The organism is Vitreimonas sp., from assembly GCF_036392335.1.
In the GTDB taxonomy this organism is placed as follows: Bacteria; Pseudomonadota; Alphaproteobacteria; order Caulobacterales; family Aquidulcibacteraceae; genus Vitreimonas.
The window spans coordinates 1-20,299 of sequence record NZ_DASVYD010000025.1 but is presented as its reverse complement, the minus strand read 5'-3'; the positions used below and the strand labels follow the sequence as shown (position 1 = coordinate 20,299).

Below are 20,299 nucleotides of genomic sequence, written 5' to 3'. Positions count from 1 at the left end.
TTTGGGAAGCTTAGCGGGGCTCTGGGGGCTGTATAGCCTCTAACTTCCGATAGCCCGCGCCATGAACGAGGCGAACAGCAGCAGCAACGCCAGGAGGTGTGTCTCCCACATGACCAGGCTTCGAATACGTTTCACCTCGGCTTCAGGTGCGGCGAACGTGGCGTCCGTGTCGGCGGCGCGCTTCCAACGCATGAAGGTTCGCGTTGGGACAACCGAAATCGCCCCGATCACCAGGAAGGTCGCGATCTTGGCCCAGAAGAACGGCTGCGCCTGATAAAATTCCCAACCCTTCGCGCCCCACAGCACGCGGGAGACGCCCGCAAGGATGATGAGCACCGCCGCGACGCCGTAAAACAAGTCGACACGCAACAAGAGCTTCGCCACCCGTCCGTCGACCGGCAAACGCAGAATGAAGAGCTCGGCGACCAGGGCGCCGACAAGCACGAACGCAAAGACGAAGTGCAGCCAAGCCAGTCCGGCGTCGTGATAGAGCATCCTCATCCCCCCACGCGCAGCCTAGCGCATCAATCGTCGCGGTGAACCCGCTCGCGGCGTTCGTGACGCTCTTGCGCCTCCAGCGAAAGCGTGGCGATCGGGCGAGCTTCCAGTCGGGAAAGCCCGATCGGTTCGCCGGTTTCTTCGCAATAGCCGTAGGATCCATCTTCGATGCGGCGTAACGCGGCGTCGATCTTCGCGATGAGCTTGCGTTGACGATCGCGCGTGCGCAATTCGAGCGCGCGGTCAGTTTCGCTCGTCGCACGGTCGGCTAGATCAGCTTCGGCGACGGTGTCTTGCTGGAGCGAGGCAATGGTGGAACGAGATTCTTCGAGGATCTCCTCCTTCCAGGCCAGAAGCTTTTGCCGGAAATACTCCTGCTGCCGCTCATTCATGAACGGCTCGTCGTCAGAAGGGCGATATTCTTTCACGGTCGAGGCCATTTACGAACTCCCGGCGCCCCCTTGAGGCGCCGCCTTAATAGCGTCCGTCCCCGGGCTCGTCCATCGAGCAAGGAAGGCGCCAAAGTCCCTCTATAAAGTCCCTAAAATCTGGGGCTTGCCCATCAAAAGCCAAGGTCAGGCCCTGCCGAGCATGCGGTCCAGCTTGGCGGCCTCTACCGCGAGTCTGATGTCAATTTCTTGTAGGACGGCGTCGAGGCCCGCCTCGCCCGTCGGCTCGCCGGCCCGGCGCAACGTCTCCAAGTCCGCCCGGATCGAACCTGGCGCGCGCCCCGTGAGCAGGCCGGCGGCCAGTTTTTCCAACGTATCCAGGGCATCGCGGCCCCGGCGTGCCTGGCGAGCGCGGCGCTGCCCTGGCTCATCGCCTTGCAGCGCCAAGAGCGCGTCAAGCGGGGTCAACGCCTGCGTGGGCGACGTAGCCGCAGCCTTCTGCGGTTCCTCCATCGATGGCGCAAAGCCAGACGGAGCAGCGCTTCCGGTGCGCTTAGCGCCCGCAGTGGAACCAATGGAACGGCCGCCTTCGATCTTCATGGACGTGCGACTCTCGGCTGCTGCTGTTTCCAGTGCGTTAAACGCCCAGAGTTTGAACCAGCCGTTAACCAAACTGGTCACGTATCGTGCGCATGAAGTTTGTCTCTCATGCGGCGCGCACGGCGTTGCTCGCCGTCGCCTCCGTCGCCGCCATGGCGGCTCCGGTGGCCGTCCCGACCGCTTGGGCCGGCCCACGCATTAAGGACGTGGCCGATTTCGAGGGCGTGCGCGAGAATCAATTGGTCGGCTACGGCCTTGTTGTTGGTCTGGCGGGCACAGGCGACTCGCTTCGGAACTCCCCGTTCACTCGCCAAAGCTTGGCGGCGATGTTGGAGCGCCTGGGCGTCAACGCGTCGAACGGCAATCTCAATACACGCAACGTCGCCGCCGTGATGGTGACGGCGAACTTGCCGCCTTTCGCCAGCCAGGGCTCGCGCATTGACGTCACCGTCTCCGCCTTAGGCGACGCCCGCAGCCTCGCCGGCGGCCAATTGTTGGTGACGCCGCTGATGGGCGCGGATCAGCAAGTCTATGCGGTGGCTCAGGGCCCGCTCGCGATCGGCGGCTTCTCCGCGCAAGGGCAATCCGGGTCGTCGGTGACACGCGGCGTTCCCACGGCTGGGCGGATCGCTTCGGGCGCACTGGTTGAACGTGAGACGCAATTCGACATCGCCAATGCGCCGGAACTGCGCCTGGCGTTGCGCAATCCGGACTTTACGACCGCCCAGCGCATCGCCGCCGTCATCAACGCCACGGTCGGCGCCGACGCCGCGCGCGCAACCAATCCTGGAACGATCGCGCTGCGCCGACCTGCGGATTTCGCCGGCGATATGGTCGCCCTCGTCGGCCGCATCGAAAACCTGGAAGTGGAAGTCGACACGCCCGCGCGCATCGTCATCGACGAGAGCTCGGGCATCGTCGTAATGGGCGAAAACGTGAAGGTTTCAACGGTCGCCATCGCGCAGGGCAATTTGACGATTTCGATCCAGGAGGACCCCTTCGTCAGTCAGCCAGCTCCGTTCAGCCGTGGCGAGACGACCGTCGTGCCCTCGTCCAGCGTGAATGTTGAGGAAGAGGAAGGCGGGCTTGTGGTCGTGCCGGGCGGCGTGGAATTGCGTCAGCTCGTGAACGGACTCAATGCGCTCGGCGTTACGCCGCGCGACATGATCTCGATCCTGCAGGCGCTCAAGGCCGCCGGCGCGATTCAAGCCGAAATCGAAGTGATGTGATGACAGGCCCGATCGCTCTCCCAGGCGCGCCCTTGCCGATCAGCACTGTCACGCCACCCGCGCGCGACGAGGTGCCCGCCGAAATCCGACGCGCCGCGCAAGAGTTCGAAGCCGTGTTCCTGAACCAGATGCTCGCGCCGATGTTTGAGGGGCTGCAGACGGACGGCCTCGGCGGCGGCGGCATGGGCGAAGAAATCTTCCGGCCAATGCTGATTGAGCGCTACGCGCAGTCGCTGACGCAAGCCGGCGGCATCGGCATTGCCGACAGCATCATCCGCGAATTGATGCGCATGCAGGCGGCTGCCGCGCCAAGCGAGGAGACCGCCAATGGCGCTGCTGGCTAACGATGGCAAGGACCGCGCCGAGCAGCTGCTGCTGCTCACAGACCGCCTGATTGAATACATCGCCGAAGAAACCCGTCGCATCGACGCACGTGAGCCGCCTTTGGAAGGCGCGGCCGCCGACGAAAAGAACCGGATGGCCAACGCCTACCGGCTCGAACTCGCGCGCATCAAGCAAGATCGGACTCTGCTCGAGGGCGCGCCGCAGACCGTGCTCGATCAATTGAAGAAGCGCACCACCGCCCTGCATGAGCACCTCGCCCAGCATGAGATGGCGCTTGGCGCGGTAAAGCTCATCACGGAAGGCCTCGTTCAGGCCATGGCCGAGGAAATCGCGCGTCAACGCGGCGGCGCGGCGGGCTATGGCGCCCAAGGGACGCCGCAGGCCCCCGCTGGCCCGATCCCTACGATTATCGATCGTTCGGCCTAGCCATCAGCCTTAACAGGACGCCGCAGATAAACCCCGATCCGGGGACAAGTTCGCCTTTCCTGTAATTCATCTTGCCCTGTGGCTTTGAGGTTGGCTTTGTAGCGGCTTCTCGGTGGGGAGAAATGAAGCACGCGAAGGTTCAAGGAGCGTGGCGTCCGGTGAGGGCGCGCCGCACACCAAGGCACAGCCCGCAGGGGGTGCTGAGCGCGCTCGCCTTCAACTTCTGCTTGTTGCTGCTACCTCTGGCTTCTGCGGCGGCGCTCATCGTGATCGCCCGCGACCACCTCTACGCATATGAATATTCCGACGCGGGTGCGCACGTGGTGCGCGAACGTATCGAGCGCCTGAATGGCGAATTGATCCAACTCGACTTCGATCGCCAGCGACAATGGGACGACCTCGTTTCTATGGAATTGCGCGCCGGCGATCCGCAGGCGGCGCGGGGTTTTCTCTTGTCGGGCGCCGGCATGCTTCCCAACCGTTCCGCCAATGTGCTGACGCAGGCGATCGAAGCGGACGCGTCTGAAGCCGAACTGGAAGTCGCCGCGCTCCAATTGCTGCAACCAAGCACGCGTCAGAACTACCAACAACAAGTGCCTCTGCTTTCACAGCGTGGCGCCGCAATCGCGGCCGCGCGTCCCCCTGATCTCGCCGACGTGCAGGATTTCCAACTCATGGCGCGCGCGCTCCTCGCCGAGCCGGAAACCGATCCGCTGCAATTCGTGTTGGTCGGTTTCAGCCTCGGTCTTGCCGGAGACCTAGCTCCCAGCATGCAGCGCGGCGCCGTTGCGCTGTTGGCTTCAAGCCGCCGCGATGATTATCCGGCGAGCATTCGCGCGGAGGTCGATGCGCTCGTCGCCGCCGCCGTGCCGATAGAAGCGTTCCGCCGCGCCGCGCGCGAAAGCGGCGGCGATCCTGCCGCGTACGAGAACAGCGCCGCCGCCTTTCGTGCGGCGGTCGTACCCGAACACGCGGCGCAATTGCGCGAGATTTTGGCGCAACTTGGCGCGATTAGCGACGCCACCAGCGCCAACACCGCAGCCGCGATGCTGACGCACGCGTTCGTATTGGCGGATCTTCAACGCTTGGTGCTCATCGCCCGGGCAGGCGGCGACCGCGCCGCCGCCGCCGCCAAGCGCCTGCCCCGGGACGGTCGGCTTCTCGACACCGCGCGCGGCGAACTGACCTTCACCCGCGACCTCGTGACAGCGATCTCGCTCGCGGCAGTCGCGGCGTCGGTCTTGGTCGCACTGGTCCTATTCAAGCTCTTCCAAGCGCTGCGGGATGCTTGGCTGCGCATGCGCGCTGAGGACGACGAGCACGGCGATTACGGCGCCGAGCTTATCGACATCAGCAGCAGTAATTGGCGTCCGCTCTAGGCGCGGAAGAGCGTCAACACAGCTTGCGGCTCCGCGTTGGCGATCGGCGCGCTGCCAACACTTTGGAGCCCCTGGCGCACTTGCAGCGCCAACAACCGCGCCCCCTCAGCGTCGAGGTCGTTGCGCACGCCAAGGGCGCCCTCAGCGGCGCCGAGGAAGCCCTGATGCGCTTCCAACGCCCGCGCGCTGTCGATCAACCGGTTCATGGCATCCTGCAACGCCTCCAATGAACGCTGCACGGCTTGGCCGGTCGCTTGGTCGTCCAGCTTCGCCTCGCTGCTGAGGCTGATGACCTCCGTCGCCGCCGGATCCGTTTTCAAGCGCAAGTCGACGCCCGCGATCGTCACGGGCGCGCCGCCCGGTTCGGCGTAGATTTGCAGGGGCTGCCCGGCGATCAATGTCGCGCCCTGCGCAATGGCGCCATCCACCCGCTGCTGATACGCGCCGAGGATGGCGTCGAGATCGGCCTGCGAGGCCGCGCCGCGCGCGGCGACCAGCATCGCCTGCGCGTCATGGCCAACCGCCAAAGCCTGGTGCACCTGATTGATGCCGTCCCGAACACTCTCGCGCGCCGCGGCGATCGAGGCGCCGCTGACCTCGACGCGATCACCAAGCACCGCGGCCTCCGCGCCGCGCGCCGCGCCGTTCGGCTGCTGCCGCGCGAAACGCGCATCCACGCCAAGCGGATTGGCGCTCGTTGCGCCTGGAACGATGCTTGTGACCATGCTGGCCGCTCCTGTTCGGATCGCGAGGCCAGCCCCATACCGGTCGCGCGGCGCACTTCAAGCGCGCTCGCAAGCAACACGAGATTCGTTAATGAAGCGTTAACACTAACGCCGATTAAGTAAGAAAATTTACCGGTCGTTTACAGTTCGCCGGGTTAGTCCTCCGCCAACGCACGCATGTACGCCATGACCGCACGCGAATAGGCAAGCTGACTTTCGCTCGGGTATTGGCGCAATGTTTCTTCAGTCGCCGCGTCGGTCAAGTGCTGCACAAAACGGCCCGCACTCTGATCCAGGCTGACTTCCAATATTTTCGGCGTGACGGTCGCAGCCTGCTCAGCTGCGAGGTGTGCCGCCAAACGCTTTTCGGCCGCTTGCGCGGCCGGTCCCTTCTCAGCTTCGAACTGCGGTCTAGTCGTGAGCGGCAGCTCTGCTGCTGGGGACGCGGGAGTTATGGATCCCATCGCTCATGCCCCTGATGTCTCGGAATTGGCGGAGAGCCGGAGCTCCCCGCCTTTTCCGTCTTACGCTTAGCGGAAGAACGACAGCACGATCGACGGCGCTTGGTTCGCGATCGAAAGGGCCTGCGCACCCAGCTGCTGCTTCACTTGCAGCGCTTGGAGGCGAGCCGATTCCTTCGCGAGGTCAGCGTCGACAAGGTTGCCGATACCCGCTTCGATCGAGTCGCTCAGCTTGCCGAGGAAGGTCTTTTGGACCTCCAGGGCTTTCGCTTGCGCGCCCATCGTGGCGAGATCGCGGTTCAGGTTGACAAGCGCATCATCGATGGCCGTCACGGCCGCCGCGGCGCCCGAGGCGGTCGAGATGTTCAGCGAAGACGTCAGGTTCTCCAGCGCTTGGCCCGTAGCGCCGAGCGTGAAGTCGAAACCCGTGACCGTCAGCTGATTGGTGGCCGCCGCGCCCGGAGCGCCCGTCATCGCCGTACCGGCCGCGCCGGCGCCGAAGACGCCGCCGTCATCCGTCAGCGTGTCGGACACATAATAGCCGACCGTGAACGCTTCATTCGAGTGCAGCGACAGGTCGCCCGTTTCTTCGTCGTACTCAACCGTCACGCGGCCGCTGGTTTGGCTGGCGACGGAGTCGATGAATTGCTGGACGGTGTCGGTCGACGACAGGTCGACGTTCAGCGTGGTGGTTTCGCTGCCGTCGGTGCTGGTGATCGAGAAGCGCAGCTGCGCCGCGGTCGAGAAGTCGAGACCGCCCGACGCGTCTTCCAGGTTGCCATGGACCGAGAGCGGGTCCGTGCCGGCCAGCAACGTGCCGCCGGTGAGCGCGTAGGCGCCCGAGGAACCGCCGATGTCGGTCGTCATCACGTTGAACGTGGACGAGCCGCCAACATTGGTGCCGTTGACGAGGTTCGAGCCGTTGAACGTCGCGGCGTTGGCGATCTGGTCGATCTGGTTACGCAGCGCGTTAAAGTCGGCTTGCAGCGCGGCGCGCTGGTCGTCGGAAAGGTCGGTCGCTTGCGCGGCAACGCCCTTTTCCTTCAATTGCTTGAGGATGTCGCCGATCGCTTCGCCGGCCGAGAGGCCGACGTCGATCACCGACGTCGCACGGTCAATGCCGTCCATAACCGCGCCGAGCGACGCAACGCGGGCGCGCTGGCCTTCGGCGATGGCGAACACGGCGCCGTTGTCCTTAGCGGACGAGACCTTGAGGCCCGTGTTGATGCGTTGTTGGACCTGCTCGAGATCGCGGCCCGTTTGGTTCAAGGATTGGAGCGCGACGAGCGCGCCATAATTCGTGTTTACGCTAGCCATGTGTTTCGGTCCTTCTGGACGATGTTGACCGGCCATTTTGGCCGGTGGGCAAAAGCCCGGAACGCGCAGCAAATCCCCTTAAGGAGACGCACCACGTTGCCTGGATTTTTAAGGAGCAAAGGTTAATCGAGTGTCAGCGCCGGAATGATCCGGGGCCGAATTGCAGAGGAATTATTTGCCTAGTCGCGCGCCGCAAACATGCTCAACGCGACAGCAATCCTTCCATCATGGTGCGATTGATATCGATCAGCGGATCGATCTCGACGCCTTCGCGCAGCACTTGGCTCGAATAGCGCGCCACGAACATGGCCAGCGAGATGATCTGCCCCCGCAGCTCAAGCGGCAGCTGGTTCTTGGGCTGCGAGCAGTCGGCGGCCAGCATGTTCCAAAGCCGACGATTGGAATCCAGCGCTTCCGCTAGGGCGGCGGCGACCAGCTTCTCTTCCTTGGCGCGGACGAGCGCGGCCGTGACCTGACCGAACGCCCGGTATTCCAGCTCGCGCGGAGACTCAGCCTGCGTGGCTGCGCGCTGGTACGCTTTGATCGACATCCCTCAACCCTAAACGCTCTGCCTCATACGAGATGAGTTTCCGGCAGCGCATCAGGGCACGGTAATATTCACCGGCCATTACTTCTTTGGAAACGCCAATGCACTCGCTGAGAATGGCGGGATCGCGGACAACCCCCATGAATTCGGCCAAACGCGCGGCGAATTCAGAATAGGCCTTATCGCGACCGGTCTCATCCAGATACATGAGCATAATCGGGAAGTAGATGCGCTTGGCCGGCGTGTCCGCCTCGTCCTGCTGCATGATGTCTTTCTCACGCAGCACCGAGGCTTTGTTCTGCAGCACAAGGGCTGCACGCCGGTCGCCGTTTTGCACGACTGCGCCGTTCACAACGAATTTCTCGCCCGGCCGCAGTGACAATTTGAGTGGCATGAGCCCTCTTCCCTTCTGGGACTTTCTCAGCGCACCAAACTCAGCCGCATCGGTTAACGAGATATTGCCAGAGCTTGCGTCCGCACAGCGGCCGGCCTTATTGCTGGAGTGGAACAAGTGGGAGCGGTAATGCGGTTCGAAGGCACGAAAGACTATGTCGCTACGGAAGACCTGAAGGTCGCGGTCAATGCGGCGATCACGCTGGAGCGGCCGCTTCTGGTCAAGGGCGAGCCGGGCACGGGCAAGACCATGCTGGCCATCGAGGTCGCCAAGGCCATCGGCGCGCCGCTGATCGAGTGGCACATCAAATCGACCACCAAGGCCGTGCAAGGTCTCTATGAATACGACGCCGTCATGCGCCTGCGCGACTCGCAGCTGGGCGATGCGCGCGCGGCCGACATCGCCAATTACATCAAGCGCGGCAAACTTTGGGACGCATTCGAAAGCCCCGTGCGCCCGATCCTGCTGATCGACGAAATCGACAAGGCCGACATCGAATTCCCGAACGACCTCCTGCAAGAGCTCGATCGCATGGAATTCTACGTCTACGAGATCAACAAGACGATCAAAGCGCAGCAGCGCCCGATCATCATCATCACTTCGAACAACGAGAAGGAATTGCCGGACGCCTTCCTGCGCCGCTGCTTCTTCCACTACATCCGCTTCCCCGATGAAGAGACGATGCGCGCCATCATCGAGAGCCATTATCCGGGCGTGAAAGCCCGCCTCGTCAACGAAGCGCTCAAAATCTTCTACGACATGCGCAAAGTGCCGGGCTTGAAGAAGAAGCCGAGCACCAGCGAATTGATCGATTGGCTGAAGCTCCTGCTCACGGATGACGTCGATCCGGAAACGCTGAAGCAACGCGATCCAAGCAAGCTCATCCCGCCGATGCACGGCGCGCTGTTGAAAAACGAAGCCGACGTCATGCTGTTCGAACGCCTGGCGTTCCTGGCGCGACGCGAGCAGCGGGGCGGGACGAGCTAGTCGATGTTCCAACGCTTCTTCACCGAACTCCGCGCCGCGCGGGTGCCTGTCAGCCTCAAGGAATATCTGACGCTGATCGAAGCGCTGGAGAAGGACGCGATCCCGCCGGACGTGCAGGACTTCTATTACCTCTCGCGCGCGGCTTTGGTGAAGGACGAGCGCCATCTCGACAAATTCGATCGCGTCTTCGGCCAGGTGTTCAAAGGCATCGAAAACACGGGCGATGCTGTGAACGCGGAAATCCCCGCGGAATGGCTGCGTGCGCTCACGGAGAAATTCCTCACCGACGAAGAGAAGGCGCAGATTGAATCGCTTGGCGGTTGGGACAAATTGATGGAGACGCTGAAGCAGCGGCTCGAAGAACAACAGAAGCGCCACGAAGGCGGCAACAAATGGATCGGCACCGGCGGCACCTCCCCGTTCGGCAATGGCGGTTACAATCCTGAAGGCGTGCGCATCGGCGGTGAAGGCAAGGGTCAGGGCCGCGCGGTCAAAGTCTGGGACAAGCGCGAATACAAAAACCTCGACGACAGCGTCGAGCTCGGCGTGCGCAACATCAAGGTGGCGCTCCGCCGCCTGCGCAAGTTCGCGCGCACGGGCGCGGCCGATGAACTCGATCTCGACGGTACGATCAAGAAAAGCGCGCGCGAAGGCTATCTCGATCTCGTGCTGCGGCCCGAGCGGCGCAATGCGGTGAAGGTGTTGCTGCTGCTCGACATCGGCGGCTCGATGGATTCACACATCAAGCTCTGCGAAGAGCTCTTCTCCGCCGCGCGCACCGAATTCAAAAGCCTCGAATTCTTCTACTTCCACAATTGCCTCTATGAGAGCGTGTGGAAGGACAATCGTCGTCGTCACGATGAGAAGACGATGACGTGGGATATGCTGCACAAATACCCGAGCGATTATCGCGTCGTCTTCGTCGGCGACGCCACGATGAGCCCGTATGAGATTACCTATCCAGGCGGCTCCGTGGAGCATTGGAATGAAGAACCCGGCGCGCTCTGGCTGCAGCGCGTCGCGCAAATCTACGAACGCGTCGTGTGGCTCAACCCCACGCCCCGGGCGCACTGGGACCACACGCCCTCGATCCAGGTCATCCGCGAGATCATCGGCGAAAACCGCATGTTTCCGCTGACGATCGAGGGCCTCGACGGCGCCATGCGCGAGCTGAGCCGCTAATCGCCGCGGCCGATTGAACCCGTGCGGCGGCGTGCCTATCACTAAGCGTCAGGAGCCCCTCATGCGCACCTTGCCGCTGATCGCACTCGCCTTTCTCGCCGCCTGCAACGCACCGCCCGCGCCGGTGGACACCCAGGGCGCCGATCCGCGTGTGGTGCAAGCGCGCGGCACGTTGGCGGAGAGCGAGCAGGCCACCATCGCGATTTTCGAAACCGCCTCGCCTTCCGTCGTGCTCGTCATCAGCGGCGGCCGCGCGCCAGGCGGCTTCAACACGGTGGAACTCGGCTCCGGCACAGGCTTCGTGTGGGATGAGGCCGGTCACATCGTCACCAACAACCATGTCGTCCAAGGCCAAGAAGTGCTGGTGCGCCCGCCGGGGGGCGACGAAATCCGCGCCACCGTCATCGGTCGCGCGCCGCAATACGACATTGCCGTCCTCCGCCTAGAGCAGCCAACGCAAGCGCGCCCGCTCGCGCTCGGCACCTCGTCGGATCTTCGCGTGGGTCAAGCAACATTCGCGATCGGCAATCCGTTTGGCTTTGACCAGACCATCACCTCCGGCATCGTCTCGGCGCTCGGCCGCCAATTGCCGACGCAAGAAGGCCGCGAGATCGCCGACGTCATCCAGACCGACGCCGCCATCAATCCCGGCAATTCCGGCGGCCCGCTGCTCGATAGCGCCGGCCGCGTGATCGGCGTGACGACGGCGATCTTCTCCCCCTCTGGCGCGTATGCAGGCCTGGGCTTTGCGGTGCCAATCGACACGGTGGCGCGTGTCGTGCCGCAATTGATCGCCAACGGCCGCGCGCCGATTGCCGGCATCGGCATCGTGGCGGCCGATCAATCGATCGCGACCCGGCTTGGCGTGGAAGGCGTTTTGGTTTGGCAGACCGCAAACGGTTCGCCCGCCGATCGCGCGGGTCTGCGCGGCACCGATCCACGCGGCGGCGTATTGGGTGATGTGATTGTACAAGCGGAGGGTGAGCCGGTGCGTCGCCTAGCCGATCTCACCAACACGCTCGATCGCCTCGGCGTCGGCGGCAATGTGAACCTCACGCTCCGCCGCGGCGATCGCACGCTTCAGGTCAGCGTGCCGATCACCGACATCAGCACGCCGCAAGAAACCGCGACACCAGGCAAATAGCGTTATTTCTTTTTGCTTTGCGACGCGAACAACGCCGCGCCGATCCCGCAAAACACAGCGATCAGCGCAAACACAATCGCCAACGGAAACTCGCGCTCCTCCACTGGCGCGGCGGGCGCTACGGCGGCGAACGCAGAAACCGGAGCGCTCAACGCCACGACAGCAGCGACTTGAAGCATCTTACGCATCGTCCTGTCCTCAATGCGTCATCAGGACTGGAATTTTCGCGTCGCGCACCATACGGGCTGTGACACCGCCGAAAATCTCTTCAGCCCATTTCGGATCTTCATAAGCGCCCAGCACCAAGAAGTCGGCGTTGAAGCCTTCAACCTCGGAGACAATCATCCGATCCGGGCCTTCCCAGCTTTCGCGCACCACCGGTTCTTCGACCTTCACGCCATGGCGCAACAGATAGGTGATGACGCGGCCAATGCCTGCCTCGTCCTCACCCTCGCGTTCGCCGCGCGGATTGGCGACGCACAGGCGCACGGCCTCGGCCTTCTTCAGGAAGGGCAAGGCCGCCTGCACCGCGCGCGCCGCTTCCGGCGTGCCTTTCCAGGAAATGACCGCGCGACGCCCCCATGGGTGCGGGTTAATCCAACGCGGCAACATCAAGCAGGGCCGCCCGCCTTCCAGCACGGCGCCAAGAAAGATGTCCGTATCGAGCCGAGAGCCATCCATCTCTTCCGGCTGGCCGAAAATCACGAAGTCGGCGGTGCGCGCCGCGCGCGCCGCGGCCGCTTGGGAGTCGCCGGCCGGAATATCGACGCCGTGCACGTGCACGCCAGTACCGGCGACGTCCTGCAAGGTCTTTACGGCGGCGTCACAATTTTTGCGAATGGCGGCGCGCGTCTCCGCGTCCAAGCCGCCGACGGCCTCCGCCGCCACGGCGAACGAAATCGGCACGGGCGCTAGCACCAGGGCTTCGAGTTTGCCATCAAACGCCTTCGCGACATTCATCGCCATGCGCAGCCGCGCTACGCCATCCTCGGACGCATCCGCGAAAACCAGGAATTCTTGCCAGCCCATCATCGCCTCCGCCGCCGAAGCGCGCACCCTACAAGCGGGCGACGGCTCTGCAACAGGAAGATCGCGTCCGGGGCTAAGGCGCCGCCCAGACCAGATCGGCGGGGCGATAGCCAAGTGCGGTGATACGCGCTTCGAACGCGCTGCGTTGCTCAGGCGTTATGGTCTCCGCGCGGGTCAGCAGCCAAAGGTAGCGTCCTTCCGGTTCGCCGACGATGCTCCAAGAATAATCATCGGCCCGCTGCAACACCCAATAATCCGCCCAGAACGGCCCGAAGAAACTCACCTCAAGTTTGCCTTCGCCGGCCTCGCCGGTTGGGCGCGCCCGCCCCTCGGCGCTGCGTCTCTCGCCGCTTGCTTCAATACAGGTGTTCAGCACCGAAATGAGTCCGTCGTCGCGGACGCCGTATTCGGCTGTCGCCCGCTGGCAACCGCGTTCAAAGCTATTCGGCAGCCGGGCCTGCTCATGCCAAAGGCCGAGGTAACGTTGCTGATCTATGTACGCGACCGGCAAGGGCTCGTCACTTTGCCTGTAAACAGGGTTTTGTACGCATGCGGCGGTCATCAACGCCATGATGGAGAATAATAGAATACGCATGGCTCGGGATACGCACGGGTTGCGGGTTGGGTTCCCTTTAACGAAAATGGCTCACGAGGGAGTGAGATGAACCGTCGCGCATTCCTGTCAACCGCTGCAGCATGCAGCGTGGTCAGCGCCTCCGCCCAATACGCTGCCGAAGCGCAGCCGGCGGAGCGCTTCGCGCTGGCCGCGCGCTATAGCGCCGAGCGCAATGGGGCGACCTTTCTCGTGGTCCGCAACGGCATCATACTCGCCGAATCCTATTACGGCGTTGCCGCCGACGCGCGCTTGCCGATAGGACACGGCTCGCGCGTGTTCATGCCGCTGCTGCTCGCCTCGCTCGCGCAAGACCGCTTGCTCAGTCTCGACGAGCCCGTCGCCGCGACGCTCGGCGATTGGGGCGCGCATCCTGTGAAGAGCACCATCTCCATTCGCGTGCTTGCGAGCGGCGCAAGCGGCGTCTTCTTTGACCGCCGCGATGCGCGCGATCTGGCCACGGCCATTGCGCTTGAGCCGCGCGAGGCTCCCGGCGTGCGCTTCGTCAACGACGAAGCGCCCTACATTCTATTGACCGAAATCGCGCGCCGGAAGCTTGAAGCCGCCGGCCGCGAGCCAGACCCGGCGCGCTATCTGACTTCCCGCACGCTCGGGCCGATCGGCTGCACGCCGATCGGCTGGACACGCGCGGCGAGTGGCGCCGCGCGTTTTGACGACGGCGTCGCGGTCTCGGCGCGCGGCTGGGCGCAAGTGGGCGAATTGATCCGCCGCGAAGGCGTCTGGCGCGCCGCCCAACTCGCTGACGACGACACGCTGCGCGAAGCCCTGCGCGGCTCCTTCGCGGAATCGCGAGCCGGCTTCGGCCTCTGGCTTGCCGCAATCGCGCGCAATCGCGACGACCTCAATGTCGACAGCGATCTCTGGCGCGCGCAATCGCCCGCGCCCACGGACCTCGCGATGGCCGCGGGCGCCGGCGGACAGCGCCTATACGTCGCGCCGTCGGCCGGTCTTGTCGTGGTGCGTCAAACGCGCGGCGGTGCCGCGCAATGGTCCGACGCGCAATTCTTGTCGCTGCTCTGGCGCGATCTCTAGCGCTGGCGGATCAGCAGGCCGCCGATCAGGCCGAGAAGTCCGCCGCCCGCCGCGCCAGTGATCAGGTTCGCCAGGTGCGCGCCGTTTTCACCTTCGATCAGATTGCTCCACATAGCCGTGACATTGCCCACGGCCTCGACGTTGCCCCCAGCATAACCGGCGGCCAATCCGCCGACCGCGCCGATAATGGTGCGCCCAAGCAGACCGCCGCCGCCGCGCGTGACTGCGCCGAGAATGTTGCCGCCAATCGCACCACCTAAGGCCTGCACAGCCAAAGGTAGGACAGTCGCCATATCCATGATGTTTCCCCTCGCCGCCCACGCCCGGCTTTCCGGGTCGTTGATAGTGCGGCGGCGCCAGAATACGGCTTCCGCAGCGGGAGACAATAAAGATTGCGCAGGCGTAATCTTACTGCACGCGACGCGGGAACGTCTGCAACCGTGACATTGCCGTGTCGCTTGCGACTCATCTCACAGCCAATGCGCACTTACTCACAATCTCATGCGGACTGAGTCGCTGGCGCGACCCAAAAGCCGTGTTAGAGGTCCGGTCCAACAACGATCGGCCCCCCAATGATCGACATTCGTATTGTCTGCACGCATGACGCCGCCAAGGTGGCGGAAATGCTGACGCGCCTTCTCGAGGCGGAGCAGCACGTGGTGCGCTTGACCGTGGGCCGGCAAGCTTATCACGACCTCGAAGCGACCAAGGATGCCGAGGAAGCCGTCCTTATGATCTGGTCGCCGGCGGCCCCCGGCCAGGAATACATGTTGGCCTGGGCCGAGCGCACGGCGCCCGAGCGTCTCGTGGAAATTTCCCGCGCCCCGGGCGCCCCCAAAATCCGGCGTGTCTCGCCAGTGATTGATTTCTCAACATGGCGCGGCGAACGCGGCGGGCGAGCCTGGAATGCGCTGAACGAACGCTTGCGTGCGGTCACCCGCCTCTACGAACCGCCGAAAGGACCTTCACAGCAAGCGGTGATGCTGATGGGCTTGGCGAGCGTCGCCGCCGTCGGCGGCGCACTGGCCGTGCGCATGAACGACATCGCGCCAGCCCAGTCCGAGCAAATCGCGAGTGTCGAGACGATCCAATTTGCCGATGCGGGCGATGCGGGAATCGGCGGCGCGACGACCTTTGTCGAGCCGCCCTCCGCGGATGAGCTCTTCCGCCTGCCGCGTCCGCCGTCACGGATTCCGCTGTTGCCGCATCGCACATCCGCCATCCTTATGGAGCCAGAGCCCGCGCCGGTGATGGATATTCGCGACGCGACGTTGCTGGAGCGCCTGCAAGGCCTCAACCCATTGCGCGAACTCGCGCGCGACGACGAGCACGGCTAAACACCGCGCCGCACGCGCAACCAGTGCAGAATGGCCCAGGCGTGCGCCTCATGGCGCACTTTGGCCAACGCCTCGGTCGAACTCATCCAGACGAGGGCATGATCGGGTTCAGTCGGATCGCCATCATCCGCGGAGAGCTCCACTTCATAGAACGTGGCCAGCGAATTCCGCGGCTCGCTCTTATTGATCCAATATTGGCCAGCGCGGCCGATTACCCGCGTCGGCCATACCGTGAGGCCAGCCTCTTCCTGGAATTCGCGCATTAGGGCCGCGGCTTCATCCTCGTCGGCCTCGATCCCTCCGCCCGGGAGGTCGTATTCGTACGGAGCCTTCTTGCCGATCTGGACGATGGCGATGTTACTTTCGCCCCGCGGACAAATGCCATAGGCGGTCATGCGTTCAAGATAGGTGAGGCCCGATTGGGTCTGGCCGAACTGAAGTGCGAAACGTGTCATCGGCACCGATATAGCGCGATCAACGGTCCCTGGCGATGCGTGTTGAATGAAACGCGCCGCCGTGGCCTAAACCCTCCATGAATCTGGACCGTCTCAACCCCGTGATGCTGATCACCGGCGCGGCCTCGGGCCTCAGCGCCGCCGCCGCGCGCCATTTCGCCCGTCGCGCGCAAGGCGGACTGATCCTGGTCGATGCCGACGAAGCCGGCCTGGAGACCGCCGCGGACGCGATTGAGAACCCGCCTGAGCGCGTTTCGACGCTCGCCTTCGATATCGGCGATCGCGAGCGCTGGGCGCAGGCGACAGATTTCATCCGCGGCCAATACGGCAGGCTCGACTACGCCATCGTCGACGCCAGCGCGGCGCAGAGCGCGGTAACGGTGACCGATGGTGATCTCATCACCTGGACCAGCACTGGTCACGAGCACATCGCGCTCACCCTGCGTGCGCTGACCCAGCTGATGCGCAGCAACGGTCAGGGCGGCGCGATCGTGGTCATCGGACTTGCCGGCGCCGCCGACGTGCTGCGAGCTGCCGCTTTGGACGGCGCAAGCTCCAATGTGCGGATCAACGCGGCAAACCAAGGCGTCGCGCCGATCTGGCGTAACGCCCCATTGTTTCAGGACCTTATCCGCAGCGAGCGCGACGAACGGCGGGCGTTCAAGGCCCTCTCCGCGCTTCCGAACAGCCTCGCCCGCTACGAGGGTCATCTGTTCGAGCTGATCGGCCAACTTCTCTCCGACGATTGCCCTGCCACCGGCGCCACGCTCGTGGTGGACGGCGGTTACGCGCTCTGATCGGATCAGCGAAGCGATTCTCGGGAGCACGCGCGATGCAATCGATCCTGCAACGTTTTATTGGCTTCGACCGCCTACTGGGACCAACGCTGGTGCGGCTCGTCTATTATGTCGGTCTGGTCGGGCTCGCCTTCTTTGTTGGCATGACCATGTTCGTCGGGCTTATGTCGATCTTCACCGGCAATATCGGGCAAGGCGCAATGCAATTGATCGCCGCGCCGGCGATCGGCGCCGTGGCGATCGTCTATTGGCGCTTCCTCTGCGAACTCTTCATGCTCGCGTTTCTCGCCTACGAGCGCATGGGCGAAATCCGCGATCGTCTGCCGGACTATTCCAAGTTCTGATCACGCCTTGAAGCGTTGGACAAGTTCCGGCGGCACACGCTTCAGTTTGCGCGTTTGTGCGTCGAGCATGCACCAGTCTGACTTGATCTGCGCAGCAGGTTTGTCGCCGCCGAGCCGATAAACATCGACATAGCGCGGCCAAAATGGCCCGCGCGGCGCATCATCGACCCAGGTGCGCACTTCGACTTCGTCGCCCAATCGCAGCTGGGCGCGATAATCAACCTCGTGACGCATCACCACCCAAACGAAGTTGGCCACCATTTCCGCGCTCGCTCGCGCACGCCAATGCGCGATGGCTATATCCTGCGCGTAGCGCAGATACACGATGTTGTTGACGTGCCCGAGTTCGTCGATATCGGCGGCGTCCACCGGAAAGCGCTGCGTGAATGTCTCTGCGGCCATGGCCCACACCCTAGCGCGAAACCACTAGTCCGCGTCAGCGGCGAATTTCTCCAAGGCGGCCAGAGCCTCCGTTAGAGCGGCCTCGACCCGCCGCAGAGCCGGCGCCCGTCCCGCCTCATCGGCGGTTTCAGCAGCCTCGCAGGCGGCCGCCAGCGCGGCAAGACCAATGCCGCGCGCCGAACCCTTCATGGTGTGCACGGCCTCGCGCCAGCCGGCGTCGGCGGCGATCGCGCTGCGCCAGCCCTCCACCTGCATTTGGAAGAGTTCCAAAATCTCAAGCTGGAGCGGCCGGTCGGCGCCGGTCATGTGGTCGAAATGCGCACGGTCGAGGATGGTGCTCATGCCTCTCTTCTGCGCCGCGCGGTTTAAGGCGAGGTTACGCCAAAGCCGGACTGGTCTCCGCCGCGCTATGCCGCTTCGCCAGCGAGCGGGCCACAAGAATCAGCGCGCCAATCGCCAACGGATAGAACGGAACCAGCGTCAGCATCGCGTATTCGAGCCCGATCTGCGGCCCATAGAGCGGCGCCAGCCAGTCGCTCACCATGCCGATGTAAAGCGGCCCCAGCCCCATACCCACGAGATTGTTCACGAACAACAGAATTGCCGCCGACGTGCTGCGCTGCTCGGGCGGCGCGATGTTCTGCACGATCGCCATTCCTGGTGCGACAAACATCATGTTCATCGCCATCGGGATCGCCAGCCAGATCAGCGCTGCACTCCACTCTTCTGCAATCACGCCGGCGACGAAGAACGGCACGCCGATTGCGAGCGCCCACGCAGGAATGATCGCAAACGCGCTCGGATTGCGCCGCGCGTAACGGTCGGCGAGGTAGCCGCTGATAAACATGCCGATCGCCATCGCCGCGCCGATCACCAGGCTATAATATTGGGCGATATCGCTCATCTGCGCGCCCTTGGTGCGCATCAACAAAGCCGGCGCCCAGGCGGCGAATGCGTTGAAGACGAAGCTGTAGGTCGCGGCGGCAAGCAGAAGCAGCGCCAGCGTCGGGTTGCGGAAATAATCCCGCACGCATTGCCAGATCGATGGACCGGGCCCCGCGCGCGTGGACGCGCCGTCAAAGCGGCCGCGTTGCGGTTCGCGCACGAAGATCACCAAGAGCAGCGAGAGCAGGACACCGGGCGCCGCCACCGCAAAAAACGCGATCCGCCACCCGAACTCAGCCGCCGCCCAACCTCCCAACGCCACACCAGCTGTCGCACCCAAGGGCACGCCGAGCGACCACAACCCAATCGCACCACCGCGCCGATGGGGTGGAAAATAGTCGGAAATGATCGACATCGACGGGGCGGCGCCGCCTGCTTCACCGACGCCAACACCGATCCGCGCAATCAGCAGATGAGCGAAATTGCCAGCCAAACCGCAGAGACCGGAGAACAAGCTCCAAAGGAAACATGCCGCGGCGACGACGCGCACGCGATTGGCGCGGTCGGCCAACCACGCGACCGGGATGCCAAAGGTCGTGTAGAACACCGCGAACGCAAACCCCGACACCAAGCCAATCTGCGTGTCGCTGAGATTGAGGTCACGCTTGATCGGCTCCGCCAAAATCGAAACGATCTGCCGGTCCAGGTAGTTGAACGTGTAGACCAGCCCCAACAACAACAGGACCAGATACGGGTAAGACCCCACGCGTTGATCTGACGTCGCTCCGGTCATGTGTGCTTCCTATTGCGCGTTTTGATAATCAGCGATGAGCGCGCCGACGATCTCCGCCGTCGGCGCTACGCGCTTTACGGCGCCGACGCCCTGCCCCGCGGACCACACGTCGCGCCAGCGCTTCGCCTGCGCACCGTCAGGCGCACCGAGATTCATAGTCGTCTTCTTTGCGGCCAGAGATTCCGGATCGTAGCCTGCCGCCGTGAGGCTCTCGCGCAGCCAATTCGCCGGCGCGCCCGTCAATGCGGCGGACAACACGATGTCGTCCGACCCGGCGCGCACCGTCATCGCCTTGTATTCGGCGTGCGCCATGCTCTCTTCAGCCGCGATCAGCGAGGTGCCGACATAGACGAGGTCAGCGCCCAGCACCTGCGCGGCCTTCACCGCGCGCCCCGTACTGATGGCGCCGCCCAATACGACAAGACCCCCGAAAAATTCGCGCACCGCCGGCACGAAGGCGAATGCGCTGAGCCCGCCCGTGTGTCCGCCGGCGCCGGCGCTCACAAGCACAAGTCCATCCACACCTGCCGCCACCGCCTTCTCGGCTTGCGCGACCGAATTCACGTCGGCGAGCACGTGGCCTCCATACGCATGTACGGACTCGATCACTGGCTTCGGGCTGCCAAGCGCGGTGATGACGACACGCGGGCGGTGCTGCGCCAGCAATTCCAGTTCTTCGGGCAAGCGCGTGTAGGATCGGTGCACGATCATGTTGAGCGCCCACACAGGATCGTTTTGGCCGCTTTCGCTCGCGATCCGCGTCATCCACGCGTCAAGTTGCTCAATCGTGCGCGCATTGGTGACGGGAAATGAGCCGATAATGCCGGCGCGCCGCGACGCGATCACCAGATCAGGGCCGGACACGAGGAACATGGGCGCGGCGATGGCGGGCAAACGCAAGCCATGGGCCATCCAATCCGGCAGACGCATCGCGTAGTCTCTCCCCCGGCCGCTTCTTGTTGTTGTGT

General features: G+C 63.9%; 28 protein-coding genes. 11 read left to right on the top strand and 17 right to left on the bottom strand.

Features of this window, described 5'->3' with window-relative positions; translation table 11 throughout:
- Positions 1 to 39 precede the first annotated feature (39 nt).
- From VF769_RS06120 to VF769_RS06110, 3 genes are all read right to left on the bottom strand, one after another.
- Positions 40 to 495, bottom strand: coding sequence for a DUF2214 family protein (locus VF769_RS06120; RefSeq protein ID WP_331007493.1), 456 nt, complete (start codon positions 493 to 495; stop codon positions 40 to 42).
- A 29-nt stretch (positions 496 to 524) separates the two neighbouring features.
- Entirely contained in the window at positions 525 to 938 is a 414-nt protein-coding gene (gene dksA / locus VF769_RS06115) for an RNA polymerase-binding protein DksA (RefSeq protein WP_331007492.1), read from the bottom strand.
- Between the two features lie 135 nt (positions 939 to 1,073).
- Positions 1,074 to 1,568, bottom strand: a complete 495-nt coding sequence (locus VF769_RS06110; protein WP_331007491.1) for a flagellar assembly protein FliX — start codon at positions 1,566 to 1,568, stop codon at positions 1,074 to 1,076.
- Positions 1,569 to 1,579: 11 nt separating this feature from the next.
- Here VF769_RS06110 and VF769_RS06105 point away from each other — a divergent pair, with 11 nt between their 5' ends.
- The 4 genes from VF769_RS06105 to VF769_RS06090 all read left to right on the top strand — a co-directional run bounded on the left by VF769_RS06105 (position 1,580) and on the right by VF769_RS06090 (position 4,866).
- Complete coding sequence (locus tag VF769_RS06105) at positions 1,580 to 2,716, top strand: flagellar basal body P-ring protein FlgI (protein ID WP_331007490.1); 1,137 nt, start codon at positions 1,580 to 1,582, stop codon at positions 2,714 to 2,716.
- Complete coding sequence (locus VF769_RS06100) at positions 2,716 to 3,060, top strand: rod-binding protein (RefSeq protein WP_331007489.1); 345 nt, start codon at positions 2,716 to 2,718, stop codon at positions 3,058 to 3,060. Before VF769_RS06105 ends, VF769_RS06100 begins: the two co-directional genes overlap by 1 nt.
- A complete protein-coding gene (locus tag VF769_RS06095; RefSeq protein WP_331007488.1) occupies positions 3,044 to 3,487 on the top strand; it encodes a flagellar basal-body protein FlbY in 444 nt (147 codons plus the stop codon). Before VF769_RS06100 ends, VF769_RS06095 begins: the two co-directional genes overlap by 17 nt.
- A 197-nt stretch (positions 3,488 to 3,684) precedes the next feature.
- The gene (locus VF769_RS06090) at positions 3,685 to 4,866 is read left to right on the top strand and encodes a hypothetical protein (protein WP_331007487.1); all 1,182 of its coding nucleotides are present in this window, start codon (positions 3,685 to 3,687) and stop codon (positions 4,864 to 4,866) included.
- Here VF769_RS06090 and VF769_RS06085 read toward each other — a convergent pair.
- From VF769_RS06085 to flbT, 5 genes are all read right to left on the bottom strand, one after another.
- A complete protein-coding gene (locus VF769_RS06085) occupies positions 4,863 to 5,591 on the bottom strand; it encodes a hypothetical protein (RefSeq protein ID WP_331007486.1) in 729 nt (242 codons plus the stop codon). The genes VF769_RS06090 and VF769_RS06085 overlap by 4 nt on opposite strands.
- Before the next feature lie 155 nt (positions 5,592 to 5,746).
- Positions 5,747 to 6,055, bottom strand: a complete 309-nt coding sequence (locus VF769_RS06080) for a hypothetical protein (protein WP_331007485.1) — start codon at positions 6,053 to 6,055, stop codon at positions 5,747 to 5,749.
- A gap of 66 nt (positions 6,056 to 6,121) precedes the next feature.
- Entirely contained in the window at positions 6,122 to 7,369 is a 1,248-nt protein-coding gene (locus tag VF769_RS06075; protein ID WP_331007484.1) for a flagellin, read from the bottom strand.
- Between the two features lie 202 nt (positions 7,370 to 7,571).
- Entirely contained in the window at positions 7,572 to 7,919 is a 348-nt protein-coding gene (gene flaF, locus VF769_RS06070; RefSeq protein WP_331007483.1) for a flagellar biosynthesis regulator FlaF, read from the bottom strand.
- The gene (gene flbT / locus VF769_RS06065; RefSeq protein WP_331007482.1) at positions 7,879 to 8,310 is read right to left on the bottom strand and encodes a flagellar biosynthesis repressor FlbT; all 432 of its coding nucleotides are present in this window, start codon (positions 8,308 to 8,310) and stop codon (positions 7,879 to 7,881) included. Before flbT ends, flaF begins: the two co-directional genes overlap by 41 nt.
- 129 nt (positions 8,311 to 8,439) lie before the next feature.
- On the opposite strand from flbT, the gene VF769_RS06060 reads away from it, so the two are divergent.
- The 3 genes from VF769_RS06060 to VF769_RS06050 all read left to right on the top strand — a co-directional run bounded on the left by VF769_RS06060 (position 8,440) and on the right by VF769_RS06050 (position 11,623).
- Positions 8,440 to 9,297: a MoxR family ATPase gene (locus VF769_RS06060; protein ID WP_331007481.1), complete on the top strand. Its 858-nt coding sequence runs from the start codon at positions 8,440 to 8,442 to the stop codon at positions 9,295 to 9,297.
- A gap of 3 nt (positions 9,298 to 9,300) precedes the next feature.
- Positions 9,301 to 10,479 carry a VWA domain-containing protein gene (locus tag VF769_RS06055; RefSeq protein WP_331007480.1) on the top strand — a complete coding sequence of 393 codons (1,179 nt, stop codon included), beginning with the start codon at positions 9,301 to 9,303 and terminating at the stop codon, positions 10,477 to 10,479.
- A gap of 61 nt (positions 10,480 to 10,540) precedes the next feature.
- The gene (locus VF769_RS06050; RefSeq protein WP_331007479.1) at positions 10,541 to 11,623 is read left to right on the top strand and encodes a S1C family serine protease; all 1,083 of its coding nucleotides are present in this window, start codon (positions 10,541 to 10,543) and stop codon (positions 11,621 to 11,623) included.
- Between the two features lie 2 nt (positions 11,624 to 11,625).
- On the opposite strand, the gene VF769_RS06045 is transcribed toward VF769_RS06050, so the two are convergent.
- The 3 genes from VF769_RS06045 to VF769_RS06035 all read right to left on the bottom strand — a co-directional run bounded on the left by VF769_RS06045 (position 11,626) and on the right by VF769_RS06035 (position 13,247).
- A complete protein-coding gene (locus tag VF769_RS06045; protein WP_331007478.1) occupies positions 11,626 to 11,811 on the bottom strand; it encodes a hypothetical protein in 186 nt (61 codons plus the stop codon).
- Between the two features lie 10 nt (positions 11,812 to 11,821).
- On the bottom strand, positions 11,822 to 12,655 hold the full coding sequence (locus tag VF769_RS06040) for a universal stress protein (protein WP_331007477.1): 834 nt from the start codon (positions 12,653 to 12,655) through the stop codon (positions 11,822 to 11,824).
- 70 nt (positions 12,656 to 12,725) lie between these two features.
- Entirely contained in the window at positions 12,726 to 13,247 is a 522-nt protein-coding gene (locus tag VF769_RS06035; protein ID WP_331007476.1) for a lipocalin family protein, read from the bottom strand.
- A 66-nt stretch (positions 13,248 to 13,313) separates the two neighbouring features.
- Between VF769_RS06035 and VF769_RS06030 the strand changes: the two genes are divergently transcribed.
- Entirely contained in the window at positions 13,314 to 14,318 is a 1,005-nt protein-coding gene (locus tag VF769_RS06030; RefSeq protein ID WP_331007475.1) for a serine hydrolase, read from the top strand.
- Here VF769_RS06030 and VF769_RS06025 read toward each other — a convergent pair.
- Positions 14,315 to 14,617 carry a hypothetical protein gene (locus VF769_RS06025; RefSeq protein ID WP_331007474.1) on the bottom strand — a complete coding sequence of 101 codons (303 nt, stop codon included), beginning with the start codon at positions 14,615 to 14,617 and terminating at the stop codon, positions 14,315 to 14,317. The genes VF769_RS06030 and VF769_RS06025 overlap by 4 nt on opposite strands.
- A gap of 273 nt (positions 14,618 to 14,890) precedes the next feature.
- Here VF769_RS06025 and VF769_RS06020 point away from each other — a divergent pair, with 273 nt between their 5' ends.
- Positions 14,891 to 15,655 carry a hypothetical protein gene (locus VF769_RS06020; protein ID WP_331007473.1) on the top strand — a complete coding sequence of 255 codons (765 nt, stop codon included), beginning with the start codon at positions 14,891 to 14,893 and terminating at the stop codon, positions 15,653 to 15,655.
- Here the strand turns inward: VF769_RS06020 and VF769_RS06015 are convergent.
- Positions 15,652 to 16,110 (bottom strand): NUDIX domain-containing protein, encoded by a 459-nt coding sequence (locus VF769_RS06015; protein WP_331007472.1) that lies wholly within the window; start codon positions 16,108 to 16,110, stop codon positions 15,652 to 15,654. The two genes, VF769_RS06020 and VF769_RS06015, sit on opposite strands and share 4 nt — an antisense overlap.
- Before the next feature lie 77 nt (positions 16,111 to 16,187).
- Between VF769_RS06015 and VF769_RS06010 the strand changes: the two genes are divergently transcribed.
- Complete coding sequence (locus tag VF769_RS06010) at positions 16,188 to 16,907, top strand: SDR family NAD(P)-dependent oxidoreductase (RefSeq protein ID WP_331007471.1); 720 nt, start codon at positions 16,188 to 16,190, stop codon at positions 16,905 to 16,907.
- A 35-nt stretch (positions 16,908 to 16,942) separates the two neighbouring features.
- Entirely contained in the window at positions 16,943 to 17,251 is a 309-nt protein-coding gene (locus tag VF769_RS06005) for a DUF4282 domain-containing protein (protein WP_331007470.1), read from the top strand.
- Here VF769_RS06005 and VF769_RS06000 read toward each other — a convergent pair whose 3' ends face one another.
- The 4 genes from VF769_RS06000 to VF769_RS05985 are packed head-to-tail and all read right to left on the bottom strand — an operon-like array spanning position 17,252 to position 20,243.
- A complete protein-coding gene (locus tag VF769_RS06000) occupies positions 17,252 to 17,653 on the bottom strand; it encodes a thioesterase family protein (RefSeq protein WP_331007469.1) in 402 nt (133 codons plus the stop codon).
- 24 nt (positions 17,654 to 17,677) lie between these two features.
- Positions 17,678 to 17,995 (bottom strand): Hpt domain-containing protein, encoded by a 318-nt coding sequence (locus tag VF769_RS05995; RefSeq protein WP_331007468.1) that lies wholly within the window; start codon positions 17,993 to 17,995, stop codon positions 17,678 to 17,680.
- A 34-nt stretch (positions 17,996 to 18,029) separates the two neighbouring features.
- A complete protein-coding gene (locus VF769_RS05990) occupies positions 18,030 to 19,331 on the bottom strand; it encodes an MFS transporter (RefSeq protein ID WP_331007467.1) in 1,302 nt (433 codons plus the stop codon).
- Positions 19,332 to 19,340: 9 nt separating this feature from the next.
- Positions 19,341 to 20,243: an NAD(P)H-dependent flavin oxidoreductase gene (locus tag VF769_RS05985; protein ID WP_414731768.1), complete on the bottom strand. Its 903-nt coding sequence runs from the start codon at positions 20,241 to 20,243 to the stop codon at positions 19,341 to 19,343.
- Positions 20,244 to 20,299: the final 56 nt, after the last annotated feature.